We start from the raw sequence: 19,081 nt of genomic DNA, 5'->3' as shown, positions 1-19,081 counted from the left end.
CTGGCAAATAAAAGACTTTCCCACCGTTTCAATAGTCCCTTAAGACCCGCGAGGACAAGGCCAGCGTCGATTCGTCGCACCATTGAGCGCAAAAAACCCTTTCATTCTGAATTAGTGATTTAACTAGGTAGTTACCTAACGATATACTGCCCGCCTCATTTCAACGGGACATTCAACGTGAAGCAGAGTCAACGCCTCTCGGGCATATCAACATTCATTCTGGTCGGGCTCGGGGTGATCATCGCCCTGCTCGGCCTGGCACTGGCGGCTGGCGGTGTGAAATTGGTCAGCCTGGGAGGCTCCTGGTACTTCCTGGTGGGTGGTCTGGTCATGGCCCTGTCCGGTCTGCTGATCGCTCGCCGCAAGCCTGCCGGCGCCTGGCTGTTCGCAGCGTTTCTGGTCGGGACTGCGATCTGGGCAGTGAGCGATGCGGGCCTGGTGTTCTGGCCGGTGTTCTCGCGTCTGTTCATGTTCAGCGCCGTAGGTCTGGCGGTTGCGCTGGTTTACCCGATGCTGAAACGCGCCAATGGCGGCGTTGCGGGTCGCGGTGCATATGGCGTTGCCGCTGTGCTGGCAGTTGGACTGGCCGTCGCTGCCGGCAACATGTTCGTGGCTCACCCGACCGTCGCCCCTACCGGCACCGGCCCGGGCCTGACGCCGGTCGAGCCGGAAAAAGCGCAGAAAGACTGGGCGCACTACGGCAACACCGAAGGCGGCAGCCGCTTCGCTGCGCTGGACCAGATTAATCGCAGCAACGTCGACAAGTTGAAAGTCGCGTGGACCTACCACACCGGCGACATCGCCGAGAGCGACGGCAATGGCGCCGAAGACCAGCTGACCCCGCTGCAGATCGGCAACAAGGTGTTCATCTGCACCCCGCACAACAACCTGATTGCGCTGGATGCCGACACCGGCAAGGAACTCTGGAAAAACGCGATCAACGCCCAATCGAAAGTCTGGCAGCGTTGCCGTGGCATGGCCTACTTCGATGCCAGCGCAGCCGTCGCCAAACCGGCCAGCTCGCCAGTCACCGAAACCCCGGTCGCTCCGGCCGCCAACTGCACCCGCCGTCTGCTGACCAACACCATCGACGCCCGCCTGATCGCGGTCGATGCCGACACAGGCGAGTTCTGCCAGGGTTTCGGTAACAATGGCCAGGTCGATCTGAAGGCCGGTCTGGGTGATGTCCCGGACAGCTACTATCAACTGTCCTCCGCGCCACTGATGGCCGGCACCACCGTGGTCGTTGGCGGTCGCGTGGCGGATAACGTGCAGACCGACATGCCGGGCGGCGTGATCCGTGGTTTCGACGTGATGACCGGTGCGATGCGCTGGGCCTTCGACCCGGGCAACCCGCAGGATAAAAAGGCCCCGGCCGATGGCAAGACCTATGTTCGCAGCACGCCGAACAGCTGGGCGCCGATGTCTTACGACCCGGCAACCAACACGGTCTTCCTGCCGATGGGCAGTTCGTCCACCGACATCTACGGTGTTGAACGCAACAAACTCGATCACACCTACGGCGCTTCGATCCTGGCGCTGGACGCCAACAGCGGCGAAGAAAAGTGGGTGTACCAGACCGTGCACAACGACCTCTGGGACTTCGACCTGCCGATGCAGCCGAGCCTGATCGACTTCACCAAGGACGGCAAAACCGTACCGGCGCTGGTGATCGGCACCAAGGCCGGGCAGATCTACGTGCTGGATCGCGCCACCGGCAAGCCACTGACCGAAGTCAAGGAAGTACCGGTCAAGGCGTCGAACATTCCGAACGAACCGTACTCGCCAACCCAGCCGAAATCCGTGGGCATGCCGCAGATCGGTGCTCAGCACCTGACCGAGTCGGACATGTGGGGCGCTACCCCGTACGACCAGCTGCTGTGCCGCATCGACTTCAAGTCGATGCGTTACGAAGGCCTGTACACCGCGCCGGGCACCGACAAGTCCCTGAGCTTCCCGGGTTCGCTGGGCGGCATGAACTGGGGCAGCATCTCCACTGACCCGGTGCACGGTTTCATCTTCGTCAACGACATGCGTCTGGGCCTGTGGATTCAGATGATTCCGTCGCAGAACAAAGGTGAAGCGACCTCCGGTGGCGAAGCGCTGAACACCGGCATGGGCGCCGTTCCGCTGAAAGGTACGCCGTACGCAGTCAACAAGAACCGCTTCCTGTCGGTGGCCGGCATTCCGTGCCAGGCACCGCCGTTCGGCACCCTGACCGCGATCGACATGAAGACCCAGAAAGTCGCCTGGCAGGTTCCGGTCGGCACCGTTGAAGACACAGGTCCCCTGGGCATCCGCATGCACCTGCCGATCAAGATCGGTCTGCCGACCCTCGGCGGCACCCTGTCGACTCAAGGTGGCCTGATCTTCATCGCCGGCACTCAGGACTTCTACCTGCGCGCCTACAACAGCGGCAACGGTGAAGAAATCTGGAAAGCCCGTCTGCCAGTCGGCAGTCAGGGTGGCCCGATGACGTATGTGTCGCCGAAAACCGGCAAGCAGTACGTGGTCATCACCGCCGGTGGCGCCCGTCAGTCGACTGATCGTGGCGACTACGTCATGGCGTACGCCCTGCCGTAAACCGCTGCGCCCTCCTTCATTTCACTGCGCGCGGCACCTTCGGGTGTCGCGCCGTTTCATGTCCTTGGCTCTGGATTTCAGCAATGTCATTCGTTGTTCGTTTTTCCCACACTGGCGTACTGCTCGCTCTCGCCTGCAGCACCGCCCTGCCCGCTTTCGCTGACACCGATTCGAATGTGTTCACCCGCAACACCCTGACCGGCGACTGGGGCGGCCTGCGTCACCAGCTCGACGAAGACGGCGTCAAGTTCACCGGCGACTACACCGGCGAAACCGCCTACAACGCCGACGGCGGCCTGCATCGCTCCGCCCGTTACTCACAGAACATCAAGCTCGGCGCGCAATTTGATCTGAGCAAAATCTATGGCGTGGACAACGCCGGCAAGGTCCAGTTGACCATCAACGACCGGCGCGGCAACAGCGCCTCGGAAGATCTGGTCGGCAACCGTCTGCCGATCCAGGAAAACTACGGCGGGCTCTACACCCGCCTGACCGAACTGAGTTACGAGCGCACCCTGTTCACCCCGGCGCTGAACGTCAAACTCGGCTACATGGCCATGGGCAACGACCTCGGCGGCCTCGACAGCGGCATTCTCTGCAACTTCATGAACGCCGGTTTCTGCGGCCATCCGCTGAACATGTCCGGCGGCAGCGGCTGGACCAACTACCCCAACGCGCACCTGGGTGTGCGGGTGAAATACGACCTGTCGCCGGAATGGCAACTGCGCGTGGCCGCGTTCAACGTCGATCCCGAAAGCAACGGCAACTCCAGCCGCGCCTGGCACCTGGGGCCGAAACACACCACCGGCACCGTGGTGCCTGTCGAACTGGTCTACAAACACGCGGGCACCCTGCCTGGCGAGTACAAGCTCGGTTATTACTACGACAGCTCCGACGTGAAACGCATCGGCAGCGACAAGGAAGTGTCCGGTCGCGGCGGCCATTACCTGCTGATCGATCAGGCCGTGTGGAGTTCGCCGACCTCCGAAGGCCGCAGCCTGCACGCTTTCGGTCAATACTCGGCGGCCAGCGAAGCGGCTTCGCCGTTCAGCAAGTGGTATGGCGCCGGCTTGGTTCTGTACAAACCGTTCGAAGGCCGCCCGCGTGACACCGTCGCCCTGGGATACGGCCGCGCCGTGCAAAACCCGCGCAGCCGCGACGTGCAACAAGACGCCGCACTGGCCAATGGCACGCCGCTCTCCAATATCGACGGCGCTGAACAGCTGATCGAACTCGGTTACGGTTATCAAGCCACCCCGTGGCTGACCCTGCGCCCGAACCTGCAGTACATCATCGAGCCGGGCGCGTTCTCCGGTCAGGACATCGACAATGCACTGGTGGTGGGTCTACAGGTAAAAGCGGCGCTGTGACGTAGCGGCGGTCACCGCGCGGTCACCTTGCGCGCGGCGACACAGGTCTGGCTCAGATCGCTGGCCCAACCGTCGAGCACGCCTTTGACGTTCTCGGCGGTCATTACTTGTTTATCGTTTTCCAATGGCACGCCCGTGCCCTTGCGCACGACTTTCGCCACCACCTCACCGGTGGATCCGTCCTCGATCGACACTTCCGTGGCGATCTCACTGTCCTGATCACGAATGCCGGCAGCGGTGCTCACGCCGGCCGCAACCAGCGTGATCGGCAGCCATTCGTAGTACCGCAGGCCCTGGGTGCTGGTGGCGACTTGCGTGATGGCTGGCCGCACAACCAGCGTGTTCGGGCCGGGCGCGGATGCCAGCGGCAGCGTTTTGCCCAGTTCCTGCCGGAGGGCTGCGTCGTAGTAGCGGGTCACACCGGACAACGTGCTCTGTGGGATTCGCCCCGTGGGCTGAACCTGCGGATAGAACTGACTCGGCGCCAAATAAACCCGGGTGTAACGTCCAGTCGCCAACGCCGGGCTGACCCAGCTCAGAACCGTCTGACCCGACGGCGCCTGCTGCTCTTTCAACATGCTGTAGTCGTTGAGAAACCCGGAATACATTTCCGGTTCGACTTTCTTGCTGCTGCAAGCCGACAGGCTCAATGTGGCGGCCAACAACAGCGCCAGTGAATGAGTGCTTCTCATCAATGAGCTTCCCCAGCGGTCTGAATCTGGCCGAACGGGGTGTTTTCAGAACACTCGATGCGCAACTGGCCGTGGGTCATGATCCAGTGGATGAATTCGGTCGTGGGGATGGAGTGGATGTATTCCACCCAATGACTGTCGGCCGGGCTGAAGCGCTCGAAGTAGCGGCGCATGACGAGTTGGCTCTGGTCCGGAGCGATTCCCAGGCAGGTTTCCTGGAAGAAGATCGGCGCGTTGAGAACACTGCTTGTGGTGCGCTGGGTCAGGATCAACGGGCGCACGGCACCATGCCCCTGAGTCGAATAAGCGCTTTTCATATCCTTCATATGAACCCCCTTGGATGGAATGCCGGCAGAGTGCCCGAGGTTTTTTGCCCGAGGATGTCCGGCTGATGTCCGCCCGGAAGGAATGTTGCAGAATTGAAATAAATGACCCCGCGATCGAAATGGTTTTAGATGCCCTCTTTTGATTCATGGATCCTGCAAACGTGAGCAGACTGCTGATCGTCGATGACGACGTGGAAATTCTGTCCCTGCTGAAGAAGTTCTTCGTTCAGCACGCCTACGAAGTCGAAGTGGTAACGGATGGCCAGGCCATGTGGGCGGCCATTGACCGGGCGCGGCCGGACACGATCATTCTCGACCTGATGCTGCCGGGTGAAGGCGGTTTGAGCCTGTGCCAGAAAATCCGCGCGCAGATGGGGATCCCGATCATCATGCTGACGGCCATGGCCGAGCTGAGTGACCGGATTGTCGGTCTGGAACTGGGAGCCGACGATTACCTGACCAAGCCCTTCGCACCTCAGGAGTTGCTGGCCCGGGTGCGCGCATTGCAACGCCGCGCCGGCGAACACGGCCATCGCACCAGCGAGCCCGCACGCCCGGTCATGACCTTCGCCGGTTGGCACCTGGACATTACCTGCCGCGAGCTGCGCTCACCCGAGGGCGTGATGATTCCGATGTCCGGCGGGGAATTTGATCTGCTGCTGGTTTTTCTCGAACATCCGCAACGGATCCTGACCCGCGAGCAACTGATCGACCTGACCCACGGCCAGGGCCACGACGCCTTTGATCGCAGCATCGACGTACAAGTCAGCCGTTTGCGGCGCAAGATCGAACCGGACAGCAAACGCCCGGACCTGATCCGCACCGTGCGCAATGGCGGCTACATGTTCACCGCCAAGGTCAGCCGCTCATGATCGGTCGACTCTTGCGCCGCGACACCCTCAGTCGCCGGATCGCCCTGACGATTGTCGCGGCCATGCTCGCCTCGCTGGCTTTCAATGCCTTGTTCGTACAGGTAGCAGGTATCTGGGCCCGCCCGCCCATCGAACGCACCGGCCTTTTGGAACGAATTGCGGCGACCACGCGAGTGATCGAGGCGGCGCCCGCCCCATTGCGCCCGCAGCTGGCGAGCGCCGCCAGCACCCCGACGCTTGAAGTGGTGTGGAATGCACAGCGCGCCTCATTCAATTTCCCCGGGGACGGCGCAGCGGTCGAGACCTCGAAGATTCCGGCGCTGGAGCAATTGCTGGGCAGCCACCGGGAAATCGAAGTGTTCAACCCCGATGACTGGCCGCCAGGCAGTGCCCAGGCGCACTATGTCGCCCTCATCCCTTTGACCGATGGCAGCTGGCTGTCCTTCACGCCGCCGGAACGCAGCTGGGGCCTTACCCTGAACGCCCGGATCGCGGTGATTGCCTCTCTGGGCCTGATCGCCACCTTGCTGGTTGCCTGGATCGCCACCCGCCAGCTGGCCAATCCGCTGCAACGCTTTGCCGGTGCCGCCAGGCGTTTTGGCGTCGACCTGAACGCACCGCCCATCGAGATCGAAGGGCCCCACGAAATCCGCCAGGCCATCATCGCCTTCAACGCGATGCAGGCGCAGATCCAGCATTTCATCGGTGAGCGCACGCATATGCTCGCCTCCATCTCCCATGATTTGCGCGCGCCGTTGACCCGGATGCGCCTGCGCAGCGAATTCATGGAAGACCTGGATCATCAGCAGAAACTGATTCGCGACATCGAAGAAATGCAATCGATGATCAACGCCGCCCTGGCGTTTTTCCGCGAAGGTACACAGCTCGAGCAACCCACGGCGTTCGATCTGTCGGAACTGCTGCAAACCATCCTCGACGACTACCGCGACCAGCACATCCTCATCGACTTCAACGGCCCGGCCCACCTGGTCTACGATGGCCGGCCGCTGAGCCTGAAGCGGGTGATCGTCAACCTGCTGGAAAACGCCGTGAAATACGCCGAGCGCCCGCGCATTGCACTCAGCCGCAACGCGCACTCGATCTGCATCGAAATCTGCGACGAAGGCCCGGGCATTCCCGAGGAGGCGCTGCAGCGGGTGTTCGACCCGTTCTTCCGCCTCGAAACTTCGCGCAACCGTGAAACCGGCGGCGTCGGCCTCGGCCTCTCGGCGGCCCGGGCGATCGTGCGTGAACAGGGTGGTGAGCTGACATTGAGCAATCGCAAGGGCTCGGGGCTGGTGGCGAGGATCGATTTGCCGGTGGTCGATTGACTCAGCACATCCGCTCAATCATTAAGAGGTAGCCCGCACGACAATCCGGCGACATTCCACCATCGCCGGTCACTGACACATGAAAGGTTTCTCGCCCTCGGGTATCACGCTGGCCTTGCTGCTAGGCGGTGTCGCCAACACAGCGTTGGCCAGCGGTTTTCTGGATGACGCCAAGGGCGAAGTGCTCAGCCGCAATTTCTTCCTGAGCAACGACTATCGCTCGCCCTCGCCCAGCGGCAAGAACTACAAACAGGAATGGGCTCAGGGGTTTATCGGTACTTTCGCATCCGGTTTCACCGAAGGAACTGTCGGTTTTGGCCTCGACGCCCATGCCTTTTATGGCCTGAAACTGGATGGCGGCCGGGGGCATTCGGGCACCGGTCTGTTGCCGGTGGACAGTGACGGTCGCAGCGAAAGCGACTATTCCAGCGCCGGCGGCGCCCTGAAACTGAAAGCCTCGCGCACCACCCTCGCCTTCGGCGAAATGACCGTCGAGACGCCGGTGTTCGACACCTCGGACAAACGCCTGCAACCGGAATACGCCACCGGGTTTCTGCTCAACAGCCATGAAATCGACAACGTCAATCTGGTGGCCGGGCATTTCACCGCGTTCAAGAATCAGGACAGCTCATCCGGCCAAGGCGACTTCCAGGGCTACGGCGCCAACACCAAGGCCGGCGGAATCAGCTTCATCGGCGCGGATCTGTTCAGTGACAGCCCGGTCGGCGGCGCGCTGTACGCGTCCGACCTCAGCGAAACCTGGCACCAGTACTACGCCAACCTGCATTTCAAACAGTCCGGCGTGCTGCTCGACGCCAACGTCTACCACACCCGCGACACCGGGCAGGCACTGGCCGGGGAAATCGATAACACCGCGTTCAGCCTCTCGGGCAAATACGCCTTCGGCCCACACGCGGTGATGCTCGGCTGGCAACGCATCAACGGTGACACGCCGTTCGATTTCGTCGGTGGCGACTCGATCTATCTGGCCAACTCGATCAAATACGCCGACTTCAACGGCGCCCGCGAGCGCTCGTGGCAGGCCCGCTACGATCTGGATCTGGGTGCGTTCGGCATTCCCGGACTCAACTTCATGACCCGCTACGTCTCCGGCAGCCACATCGACGGCACCCACGCGCCCAAGGGCGGCGCCTACAACCCGTTCGACCCGGACAGCGGCCAGTACCAGCCACAGCAAGGGGACGGCGGCAAGCACTGGGAGCGCGACATCGATCTGCGCTACATCGTCCAGTCCGGCGCGGCCAAGGATCTTTCGGTGCAGCTGTCCCACGTCTCACATCGGGCCAACAGTGCTCAGGCGGGGGATGATATCGACCGGATCTACGTGGTGATTCAGTACCCGTTGGGCTTCTGAATGCAGAAAATGGCGGAAGGCAGCCGGAGTCGAACCTGCCCGGGAACGGATGCCGTCCCCAACCGGGTTTGAAGCCCGGCCGCGCCACCGGGCGCGATTGCCTTCCTTGAACTCAGTCGGCGCCGGGGTTGGCCAGCGCGTTGTCGAAGCGGATTTGCCGACCCTCGCCCAGACGCCGGGTCAGGCCGAGGCGGTCGAAGTATTCGAGGATCTGGATACTGCGTTTGCGTCCCAAGCCTAGCGCATCACGGAACGCCGTGACTTGAATCGGCGGATTTTCTTCACCCAGACGCAACAACACAGCCGCCATCTGCCGCAAGGTGATGTCGGTAAAGAACAAGTCCCGCACCACCTGATGCACCACGCCGAGCCGCGCCAGTTTGCGCAGCAACAGCCGGACAGTGGCGTCCTCCTGGTTCACGGCTTTGGCCACATCGCGCACCCAGGGCGGATCGAATCCGGCCTGCTCGAACAGCGGCTGCAACGCCTGCCATAGGGTTTCGTCGTCGGCATTCAGGCGCACCTGATGATCCGGCAAATGCAGCCATGGGCCGCTGGCGGTGAGCGAACCGGCGCTGCGCAGTTCTTCCAGCAGGCTGATGAAGGTCGAATGCTCGATGTTCAGTCCGCTGAAGCGCCGCAGACGATCACGGTCCGGGCCCATCTGGTCGGGCTCCAGTTCATGGAAACGCGCCAGTTGCTCCAGCAAGGTGAACTTGAGAATGCCCCAGCGCTGGGCGTTGAACAGGACCTGGCCCTGACGGGTTTCGATCAGACGGACGTTGTCCGGCAGTGACCAGCCTTCACGCGGGCGGTTGAACTGACGCTCCAGACGCTGGGAATCAATGCCGCTTTCGCTGTATTCCAGCAGCGTTGGCAGCGCTTGCTCAAGGCTGGAGCTGATCGCCAGTGCCCGCAATTGCGCCAGACGCCCGGGGCTGCGCCGTTGCCGGGCCGGAGCGAACGGGTCGAGCAACTGACCGCCGCCGAGCGTGCGCTGGGCACTGGGATCGCGCAGGATCAACCGATCCCCCTTCACGCCGTGCACCGGGACATGGGTCAGCAGTTGCGCGAGCATGCGCTCGCCCGGAAGCAGTCGTGGTCCTTCGAGCAGCGCTACGCGGGCGATCACGTCTTGCGTGCCGAGGTGCAGATGCACGGGCTGAAAGTGTTCGAAGGTGCGCGTCTCATCGGGCAGCAGCTGGAAGTCGATGTCCAGACGTTGAGTCGGCGCGAACAGTGCTTCGGCGAGCAGCCACTGACCGCGATGGATGTGCCCGAGCTCCAGGCGATCAGCGCTGATGTTCAGGGCAACCCGTTGACCGGCAAACGCCAGCTCTGCGGATTGATTCTGCGCGTGCAGCCCCCTCACCCGCACCGTTTTGCCCGTCGGCCCGAGGATCAGTTTGTCGCCCACGGCGACCATTCCCGACAACGCCGTGCCCGTCACCACAATCCCGGCACCGGCGACGCTGAATGCCCGGTCGATGGCCAGACGAAACCCCCCCTCGCGCCCCCGCTTCAACACTTCACCTTGCGCCTGCAGCAACGCTTGCCGCAGGGCATCGACGCCCTCACCCGTCACGCTGGAAACCGCAAGCATCGGCGCGCCTGCAGACGGACCGGGCGCCAACAGATGTTCGATTTGCCGGCGAACCTCCACCAACCTGCCCGCCTCGACACGATCGCACTTGGTGATCGCCACCAGCGCCCGGGGAATGCCCAGCAACTCGACAATCGCCAGATGCTCGCGGGTCTGCGGCATCACGCCGTCATCCGCCGCCACAACGAGCAACACCAGATCGATGCCCTGGGCGCCGGCCAACATGTTGTGAGTGAATTTCTCGTGGCCCGGCACGTCGATGAACCCGGTCAACTCCGCTCCGGGCGCCAGTTCGGCATAGAGATAACCGAGGTCGATGGTCATGCCCCGCTCGCGCTCCTGCGGGCGGCGGTCGCCGGATTGTCCGGTCAGGGCCTGGAGCAGCGAGGTCTTGCCGTGGTCGATGTGCCCGGCAGTGCCGACGATCATGTCTGCAACGGCCCGAGTTGCGCGAGCCACGCCGGCTCGTCGTCGAGTTGCCGCAGATCCAGCCACAGCGCGTCATCGTCGAGGCGTCCGAGCACCGGGATCGGCAATTCGCGCAATGCGCTTTGCAGATTCAGCAGCGAGCGTCCGCGCAGGCGTTTCGACACTTGAGGGCGGGCGCACAATGCTGCGCTCGGCAGCCGCGCCACCGGTTGGCTGCCGCTGCCGATCATGCCCAGTGTTTTCTCCGCCGTCACAGTCCAGGTTTCACCGAGCACCCTGGCCAATGCCGGTTGCAGGCGTTCAGCCTGGGCGAGGATGTCATCTTGCGGGCGGGTCAGCAGGTGCAAGGTCGGCAACCGTTCGGCCAGCCGATCAGGATCGCGATAGAGCCCAAGCACCGCTTCCAGCGCTGCCAGCGTCATCTTGTCGACCCGCAAGGCACGTTTCAGCGGGTTCTTTTTGATCTTCGCGATCAGATCCTTGCGCCCGACAATCACCCCTGCCTGCGGCCCGCCGAGCAGTTTGTCACCGCTGAAGGTGACGATGTCCGCACCATCGAGCAGTGCCTGACGCACCGTCGGTTCCGCCGGCAGGCCCCAGCGGGTCAGGTCCAGCAGGCTGCCGCTGCCAAGGTCTTCGAGCAGCGGCAGGCCATGACGATGGGCCAGCTCCGCCAATTCAGCCGTCGGCACGCGGGCGGTAAAACCCTCGATGCTGTAATTGCTCGCATGCACACGCATGATCAAGCCGCTGCGCGGGCTGATCGCCGCTTCGTAATCCCGGGCATGGGTGCGATTGGTGGTGCCGACCTCGTGAAGACGCACGCCGGCCCGGGCCATGATGTCGGGGATGCGGAACGCGCCGCCGATTTCGATCAGTTCGCCGCGCGAGATGATGCCTTCCTTGCGCGCGCCGAGGCTGTTGAGGGTCAGCAGCACCGCGGCGGCATTGTTGTTGACCACGGTGACGGCTTCGGCGCCGGTCAGCTCGCGGATCAGGCCTTCGATCAGATCATCGCGGTCACCACGCTTGCCGCTGGCCAGATCGAATTCGAGGTTCAAGGGATAGCGGGCCGCCAGTTGCACGGCGTCGATGGCTTCTTCCGGCAACAGGGCGCGGCCCAGATTGGTGTGCAGCACCGTGCCGGTCAGGTTGAACACCCGCCGCACCTGACTGCGCTGTTGCAGCGCCAGACGTTCGGCAATCCTGCCGGCCAGGGCTTCAGGGCTGATCTCGACGGCGGAGAGCTGCCCCGCCACGACCGAGTCGCGCAAGTCGTCGAGCAACTGACGCAACATCGCCAGCAGCGCCTCGCGCCCGTGTCGTTCGGCCACGGGCTGGAAGGCGTTGTGACGCAACAGACTGTCGATGGAAGGCAAACGCTGGGCAACACTGGCAGGCATCAGACGCTCCGGATAAAAAGCCGTTGCGCCAGAGTGTAGACGCTCTGCTTATTCGTCTCCGGGTGCCAGCAACAGATTCGGTGCCAGCCGCTGATAGCCGTCCTGGGCCAGGCGCATGTCCAGCAGCAGACTGCTCAAGTCTGCCGACAGCGCTTCGGCGTCCGCATCGTTTTCCAGATACAGCAGTTTCAGGTAGCTGTTACAACTTGGGCAGACCTCGGCCCGCAACGGCGCCTGATTTGCAGCGTGACGATCATCCTCAAGGCTCAGATATTCCAGCCCTTTGCTCTGCTCGCAATACACGCATTTGACCCGCACCACATGCCATTCGCAGGCGCACAGCGAGCACACCAGATAACGCAAGCCGTTGTGTTTGCCGCGATGGCGGATCACTCCGGCCATCGCCGGCGAACCACAGGCCGGGCACTGGCCGAGGCTATTGCCGGGCGCCAGTTGCAGGTGCAGTGCGCTGAGCAACCAATGGCTCCAGGCCGTTTGCAGCGCCGCGCCAAGAAACGGCACCAGCGCCGCCGGCACCAGCGAATACTGGCCGCTGACCAACGCCACCGCCCAGGCCCGCAACTGGCCGGAGCTGGCAACCCGCAACGAGGTGACGGCATCGGCGACGGCGGGTTGTTCCGGTGCACCGTAGCGTTGCAGCAAGGCATCGAGATACGCCTGCCAGCCGTCCTCGCGGATCAGAGTGTCAGCGGCGAACGGCGGCATGCCGTGTTGTCGGCAGACTTCAAGGCGTTGCTCATCAATCGGGGCATTCGAGGGCGGATCGTCGAGGACTTGCTGCTGTACGCGGCAGAGTCCGGCGATCAGGCGCAGGTAGTCGGCCAGCGGATGACCGATCGCCAGGTGTTCCAGACGTTCGGCGCGCAGCGTGAACAGGTTGTGCGGCGGCAAGTGCAGAAACGGCGGCGCACTGGCCGCCGCTTCGATTTCCCCGGGTTCAAGAATGGTTGGCAAGTGTCAGCCCTTTTTGGTGACCGGTCGCTCCGGCGGATCCTGGGATTCCACTTCGCGATACCAGAGTGCGTGATGTTTTTTCGCCCAGGCGCGGCTGACCCAACCGTGCAGCATCGCGTCCACCGAGCCCTTGATCCAGATGCCGGCATAGATGTGCACGATGATGCTGAGGATCAGCACAAACCCGGCCAGTGCATGCAGCAACATCGCCCAGCGAATCGTGGTGATGCCGAAGTAATGACTGAAGTACGCGCGCCAGATCACCAGCCCCGTGAACAACAGCCCGAGCATGCACAGCAGTAAAGTCCAGAACAGCATCTTCTGCCCGGCGTTGTACTTGCCCACCGGCGGTACGGTCTCTTCGTCGTTGACCAGCACCCGGTCAATACGCCGCAGCCACTTCCAGTCGTTGTCGATAAAGAAGTTGGAACGCCAGAAACGGAACACCAGGCCGAGGAAGAACACAAACATCAGCACGCCCATGAACGGATGCAGAATTCGTGTCCACGGCCCGCCGCCGAACAGGTTGGTCAGCCAGAACATCGACGGATGAAACAGCGCCAGTCCCGAAAGCCCGGCCATGAAGAACAGGATCGCCACCAGCCAGTGGTTGGTGCGCTGGTTGGCGGTGTAGCGCAGGATCGTCTTGTTGCTCATGGCCGGTCCTCCCTGCGTGGATCGAAGGTGTGCACCGCCGGGTCGACCACGTGGACCGAGGTGTCGGGCGGTTCCGGATGGTCATCCTCTTCGGTGCGGTTCGGGCCGATCCGCACGTAATGGAAGAACCCGGCCAGCACCGCCGCGCCCATGGCCAGCAGGCCCAGGGGTTTGCTGATGCCTTTCCACAGGCCCACCAGCGGACTGATCGCCGGATTTTCCGGCAGGCCGGCGTAGATCTTCGGCGTGTCGGCGTGGTGCAGCACGTACATGACGTGGGTGCCGCCGACGCCTTCGGGATCGTACAGACCGGCGTTATCGAAGCCTCGGCTCTTCAGGTCAACGATGCGTTCGGCGGCGTGGGTTTTCATGTCTTCCTTGCTGCCGAAGACAATCGCCCCGGTCGGGCAGGTTTTCACGCAGGCCGGCTCCAGTCCCACCGCTACGCGGTCCGAACACAAGGTGCATTTGTAGGCCTTGTGGTCCTTCTGCGAAATGCGCGGAATGTTGAACGGGCAACCGGTGATGCAATAACCGCAACCGATGCAGTGGTCCTGATCGAAATCGACGATGCCGTTGGCGTGTTTGATGATCGCCCCCGGGCTCGGGCACGCGGCCAGACAACCGGGCTCGGCGCAGTGCATGCAACCGTCCTTGCGGATCAGCCATTCGAGGTTGCCGGCGTCGGTTTCGTGCTCGGTGAAGCGCATCAGCGTCCACGACTCCGCGCTCAGATCCTGCGGGTTGTCGTAGGTGCCGTGGTTGTGGCCGACCTCGTCGCGCAGCTCGTTCCATTCCGAGCACGCGACCTGACAGGCCTTGCAGCCGATGCATTTGGTGGTGTCGATCAGCTTGGCGACTTCCTCCTGATTGCGTACCGAGGGTGCCGGGGTCGTGGTGGCCGAGCGGGCGATGATGTCTTGGCTGGCCATCTATATTTTCTCCACGTTGACCAGGAATGACTTGGATTCCGGGGTCTGTGTATTGCCATCGCCGAGGAACGGCACCAGGGTGTTGGTCAGGTAACCGTGACGCGTCAGGCCGGTGAACCCCCAGTGCAGCGGGATGCCGATTTGATGCACGACCTGACCGTTGACCTGCAACGGCCGGATCCTTTTGGTCACCACCGCCACCGCTTCGATGAACCCGCGTTTACAGCTGACCCGCACCCGGTCACCGGCTGCGATGCCCTTCTCTTTCGCCAGCACTTCGCCGATTTCCACGAACTGCTCCGGTTGGGCAATCGCGTTCAACCGGCAATGCTTGCTCCAGAAGTGGAAATGCTCGGTCAGTCGATAGCTGGTGGCGGCGTACGGGTAATCCTTGGCCACGCCGAGGCTGTCCCACACCGAATCGAAGATCCGCGCCGCCGGGTTGCTGGTGGCTTTCTTGTTTTCGGGGTGCAGCGGGTTGATGCCGATCGGCGTTTCGAACGGCTCGTAGTGCTCGGGAAATGGCCCTTCGTTCATCTTGTCGACGGCGAAGAACCGCGCCACGCCTTCGGGGTTCATGATGAACGGGTTCATTCCGGCTTCCGGCGGCACGTCGGCCTTGTAGTCCGGCACGTCGGTGCCACCCCAGGCCTTGCCGTTCCACCACACCAGGCGTTTTTTCGGGTCCCAGGGTTTGCCCTGCATGTCCGCCGAGGCGCGGTTGTAGAGAATCCGCCGGTTGGCCGGCCAGGCCCACGCCCAGCCCTGATGCTGATGCATGCCGTAAGGGTCGGCGTTGTCGCGCCGGGCCATCTGGTTGCCGGCCTCGGTCCAGCTGCCACAGAAGATCCAGCAACCGGACGCGGTGCTGCCGTCGTCCTTGAGCTGGGCGAAAGCGGCCAGTTGCGAATTGCCCTTGATCGCCGCGCCCGTGGCGTCGGTGAAATCGATGGTGGCGTAGCCGTTGACCTCCTTGGCGATTTCTTCCGGCGACGGTTCTTCTGGGATCTTGTACGGCCAGGAGAGTTTGAGGATCGGATCGGGATAGGCCCCACCCTCGGTCTGATAACGCTGCCGCAGGCGCATGAACAGCTCGGTCATGATCCGCACGTCGGTGCGTGACTCGCCCGGACCGTCAGCGCCTTTCCAGTGCCATTGCAGCCAGCGACTGCTGTTGACCAGCGAGCCGTCCTCTTCGGCAAAGCAGGTGGTCGGCAGGCGAATGACTTCGGTCTGGATGTCGGCGCTTTTCACATCGTTGTACGGCCCGACGTTTTCCCAGAACTGCGAGGTTTCGGTGGCCAGCGGATCCATCACCACCAGCCATTTCAGTTTGGCGAGAGCAGCCATCACCCGGTTCTTGTCCGGCAGCGCAGCAATCGGGTTGAAGCCCTGGCACATGTAGCCGTTGACCTTGCCCTGCCCCATCAGGTCGAACACCTTGAGGATGTCGTAGTTGGGGATGTCGAGTTTCGGCAGGTAGTCGTAGGCCCACTGGTTTTCGGCAGTCGCGTTGGCGCCGTACCAGGCTTTCATCAGGCTGACGTGGAACTTGCTGTAGTTCTGCCAGTAGGACAGTTGCCCCGGCCGCAACGGCAATTGCGTGCGTTTCTTGATGTAGCCGTTGTAGTCCTGCTCGGCATCCATCGGCAGGGTCAGGTAGCCCGGCAACGAGTTCGACAACAACCCGAGGTCGGTCAGGCCCTGAATGTTCGAGTGCCCGCGCAAGGCGTTGACCCCGCCGCCGGGCATGCCGACGTTGCCCAGCAACAATTGCACCATCGCTGCGCTGCGGATGATTTGCGAGCCGATCGAGTGCTGGGTCCAGCCCAATGCGTAAAGGATGGTCATGGTCTTGCCCGGCGTCGAGCAAGTGGCGATTTCCTCCCAGATCTTTTTCATCGCATCGACCGGCATGCCGCAGATCTGGCTCGCCAGGTCGATGTTGTAGCGGCTGTAATGCTGCTTCATCAGTTGATAGACGCAACGCGGATCCTGCAGGGTCGGGTCGACCTTGGCAAAGCCGTCCTCGCCCAGTTCGTAACCCCAGCTGGATTTGTCGGTGTAGCTGCGTTTGGCCGCGTCGTAACCGGTGAACAGCCCGTCCTCGAAGCCGAACCCGGCTTTGACGATGAACGATACGTCGGTGTAGTTGCGCACGTACTCGTGCTGGATCTTGTCCTCGGTCAGCAGGTAATTGATCAGCCCGCCCATGAACGCGATGTCGCTGCCGGTACGAATCGGCGCGTAGTAATCGGCCACGGAGGCGGTCCGGGTAAATCTCGGGTCGACCACAATCAGCCGCGCGGCGTTGTGCGCCTTGGCTTCGGTCACCCATTTGAAGCCGCACGGGTGCGCTTCAGCGGAGTTGCCGCCCATCACCAGGATCAGATTCGCGTTGGCGATATCGGTCCAGGTGTTGGTCATGGCTCCACGGCCGTACGTCGGGGCAAGACTTGCCACCGTCGGGCCGTGTCAGACACGCGCCTGGTTATCGAACCCCAGCATGCCGAGACTGCGCACCACCTTATGGGTGATGTAACCCGCTTCGTTGGACGCCGCCGACGCTGCGAGGAACCCGGTGGTCAGCCAGCGGTTTACCGTCTGCCCCTGAGCGTTCTTCTCGACGAAATTGGCGTCGCGGTCGGCCTTCATCAGGTCGGCGACGCGGTCGAGGGCTTCGTCCCAGGTGATCCGGGTCCATTCGCTGCTGCCGGGCTTGCGCACCTGCGGGTACTGCAAGCGGCCCGGACTGTGAATGAAGTCCAGAAGGCCGGCGCCTTTCGGGCACAGGGTGCCGCGGTTGACCGGATGGTCGGCGTCGCCCTCGATATGGATGATGTTTTGCGCAACGTTCTTCGCGGCATCGCCCTGGCTGTACATGATCAACCCGCAACCGACCGAGCAGTACGGGCAGGTGTTGCGGGTTTCATGGGTGTGGGCAAGCTTGAAGTGGCGCACCTGCTCGGCGAAGGCCAGCGTCGGGGCCATGCCCAACGCGCCCAGGCTAGAGCCTGCAAGGCCGATACCGGCGACCTTGAAGAACTGACGACGGCTGAGATCCATCGTGCACTCCTGATCAGGTGGAACCCGGTACTTGAGCCGGGTTTTTTCTGGACAATCACGGTGGCGGCAAGCGAGTGCCGACTTTTTCACTGTAGACAACGTCGCCGTGGTCTGTGTGAAAACCGACCGTCGGGCAAATATATGAATCCCTGTGGGAGCTGGCTTGCCAGCGATGACGTCGGCACATCCGACATTGATAGTGCTGACCCGCCGCTATCGCTGGCAAGCCAGCTCCCACAGGTAATGTGGCTCCCGCAGTACTTGCGGTTTATCATCGCCGGCACGACCCATCTCCGCCCTCAGAGACCGCGCATGACTTTCGATTTTGATCAGGTATTCGACCGCCACGACACCGGCAGCACCAAATGGAGCCGCTATGCGGCCGATGTGTTGCCGATGTGGGTCGCTGACATGGATTTCGCGGCACCACCGGTGGTCATCGAGGCGCTGCAACAGCGTCTGCTGCACCCGTTGGTCGGCTACAGCGTCGCCCAGGACAACCTGCGCGAGGCCATCGTTGCCGACCTCTGGAACAAATTCGCCTGGCGGGTCAAGCCGCAGGAGCTGATCTTCCTGCCGGGCGTCGAGTCGGGTTTCAACATGGCGCTCAAGGCGCTGGTGCAGCCACAGCAGAATGTCGTGTTACAAACCCCGAACTACCCGCCGCTGCGCCATGCACCGGGCCATTGGGGCCTGAACAAGGTCGAGCTGGAATTCAACGCTCAGGCCGACGGCACCTACGCCACGCCGCTGGATGCCTTGCGTGAATCCCTGACCGGTGGCGGCGCCCTGCTGCTGAGCAACCCGCACAACCCGATCGGCAAGGTCTTCGACCGTGAAGAACTGCAAGCGGTGGCCGACATCTGCATGGCGCAGGACGCCTGGATCATCTCCGACGAAATCCACGCCGAGCTGTGCTACGACGGTCGCGTGCACATTCCGACCGCGTCCGTGAGCCCGGAAATCGCCCAACGCACCATCACCCTGATGTCGGCGAGCAAGGCCTACAACATTGCCGGCCTCAAGACCTCGTTCATGATCATTCAGGACAGCGCCCTGCGCGAGCGCGTCAACCACGCTCGTTGCGGCATGGTCGACAGCGTCAATCCGCTGGGCATGGAAGCCACCCGCGTGGCTTACAGCGAGGCCGGGCCGTGGCTTAAGGAACTGAAACAGTACCTGCAAGCTAACCGTGACTGGCTGGTGGACGCGGTTCGCAGTCGTCTGCCCGGCGTGACGATCAACGTGCCGCAGGGCACTTATCTGGCGTGGCTCGATTGCTCGGCCCTGGGCCTGGACAATCCGCAGCAGTTCTTCCTCGAACAGGCCCGCGTCGGCCTCAGCCCGGGCATCGATTTCGGTGACCTTAGCCAGCAATTCGTGCGCCTGAACTTCGGTTGCCCGCGTTCGCTGCTGGAAGAAGGCATTGCGCGGATGGAGCGTGCGCTGGTCCAGCGCCAGGCCTGA

The 19,081-nt window shown here is 62.6% G+C and carries 14 protein-coding genes and 1 tRNA gene; 6 read left to right on the top strand and 9 right to left on the bottom strand.

Annotation, left to right across the window (positions count from 1 at the left end; translation table 11 throughout):
• The first annotated feature begins 177 nt into the window (after positions 1–177).
• The gene (locus IF189_RS13840; protein ID WP_192553505.1) at positions 178–2,583 is read left to right on the top strand and encodes a glucose/quinate/shikimate family membrane-bound PQQ-dependent dehydrogenase; all 2,406 of its coding nucleotides are present in this window, start codon (positions 178–180) and stop codon (positions 2,581–2,583) included.
• Between the two features lie 83 nt (positions 2,584–2,666).
• Entirely contained in the window at positions 2,667–3,953 is a 1,287-nt protein-coding gene (locus IF189_RS13835; RefSeq protein WP_192553504.1) for a carbohydrate porin, read from the top strand.
• An 11-nt stretch (positions 3,954–3,964) separates the two neighbouring features.
• On the opposite strand, the gene IF189_RS13830 is transcribed toward IF189_RS13835, so the two are convergent.
• The gene (locus IF189_RS13830; protein ID WP_192553503.1) at positions 3,965–4,645 is read right to left on the bottom strand and encodes a DUF3313 domain-containing protein; all 681 of its coding nucleotides are present in this window, start codon (positions 4,643–4,645) and stop codon (positions 3,965–3,967) included.
• Complete coding sequence (locus tag IF189_RS13825) at positions 4,645–4,971, bottom strand: hypothetical protein (RefSeq protein WP_192553502.1); 327 nt, start codon at positions 4,969–4,971, stop codon at positions 4,645–4,647. Before IF189_RS13825 ends, IF189_RS13830 begins: the two co-directional genes overlap by 1 nt.
• Positions 4,972–5,117: 146 nt before the next feature.
• Here IF189_RS13825 and IF189_RS13820 point away from each other — a divergent pair, with 146 nt between their 5' ends.
• From IF189_RS13820 to IF189_RS13810, 3 genes are all read left to right on the top strand, one after another.
• Positions 5,118–5,843 carry a response regulator gene (locus IF189_RS13820; RefSeq protein ID WP_134826812.1) on the top strand — a complete coding sequence of 242 codons (726 nt, stop codon included), beginning with the start codon at positions 5,118–5,120 and terminating at the stop codon, positions 5,841–5,843.
• A complete protein-coding gene (locus IF189_RS13815; RefSeq protein WP_192553501.1) occupies positions 5,840–7,174 on the top strand; it encodes an ATP-binding protein in 1,335 nt (444 codons plus the stop codon). Before IF189_RS13820 ends, IF189_RS13815 begins: the two co-directional genes overlap by 4 nt.
• A gap of 79 nt (positions 7,175–7,253) precedes the next feature.
• On the top strand, positions 7,254–8,549 hold the full coding sequence (locus tag IF189_RS13810) for an OprD family porin (protein ID WP_192553500.1): 1,296 nt from the start codon (positions 7,254–7,256) through the stop codon (positions 8,547–8,549).
• A 10-nt stretch (positions 8,550–8,559) separates the two neighbouring features.
• Here IF189_RS13810 and IF189_RS13805 read toward each other — a convergent pair.
• The 7 genes from IF189_RS13805 to fdnG form a co-directional block, all read right to left on the bottom strand.
• Positions 8,560–8,655, bottom strand: a tRNA-Sec gene (locus IF189_RS13805).
• Positions 8,656–8,661: 6 nt separating this feature from the next.
• On the bottom strand, positions 8,662–10,581 hold the full coding sequence (gene selB, locus IF189_RS13800; protein ID WP_192553578.1) for a selenocysteine-specific translation elongation factor: 1,920 nt from the start codon (positions 10,579–10,581) through the stop codon (positions 8,662–8,664).
• A complete protein-coding gene (gene selA / locus IF189_RS13795) occupies positions 10,578–11,984 on the bottom strand; it encodes an L-seryl-tRNA(Sec) selenium transferase (protein WP_134826809.1) in 1,407 nt (468 codons plus the stop codon). The genes selB and selA overlap by 4 nt, the downstream gene beginning before the upstream one ends.
• A 48-nt stretch (positions 11,985–12,032) precedes the next feature.
• Positions 12,033–12,959, bottom strand: a complete 927-nt coding sequence (fdhE, locus tag IF189_RS13790; protein ID WP_134826808.1) for a formate dehydrogenase accessory protein FdhE — start codon at positions 12,957–12,959, stop codon at positions 12,033–12,035.
• A 3-nt stretch (positions 12,960–12,962) separates the two neighbouring features.
• The gene (locus tag IF189_RS13785; protein ID WP_114882931.1) at positions 12,963–13,616 is read right to left on the bottom strand and encodes a formate dehydrogenase subunit gamma; all 654 of its coding nucleotides are present in this window, start codon (positions 13,614–13,616) and stop codon (positions 12,963–12,965) included.
• The gene (fdxH, locus tag IF189_RS13780) at positions 13,613–14,548 is read right to left on the bottom strand and encodes a formate dehydrogenase subunit beta (RefSeq protein WP_134826807.1); all 936 of its coding nucleotides are present in this window, start codon (positions 14,546–14,548) and stop codon (positions 13,613–13,615) included. The genes IF189_RS13785 and fdxH overlap by 4 nt, the downstream gene beginning before the upstream one ends.
• Complete coding sequence (fdnG, locus tag IF189_RS13775) at positions 14,549–17,614, bottom strand: formate dehydrogenase-N subunit alpha (protein ID WP_192553499.1); 3,066 nt, start codon at positions 17,612–17,614, stop codon at positions 14,549–14,551.
• A gap of 312 nt (positions 17,615–17,926) precedes the next feature.
• Between fdnG and IF189_RS13770 the strand changes: the two genes are divergently transcribed.
• Entirely contained in the window at positions 17,927–19,081 is a 1,155-nt protein-coding gene (locus IF189_RS13770; protein ID WP_192553498.1) for a MalY/PatB family protein, read from the top strand.

The organism is Pseudomonas sp. IzPS59 (assembly GCF_014863505.1).
Classification (GTDB): domain Bacteria; phylum Pseudomonadota; class Gammaproteobacteria; order Pseudomonadales; family Pseudomonadaceae; genus Aquipseudomonas; species Aquipseudomonas kribbensis.
Note: the sequence above shows the minus strand (reverse complement) of the source record. Positions and strands in the feature narration are given on the sequence as shown.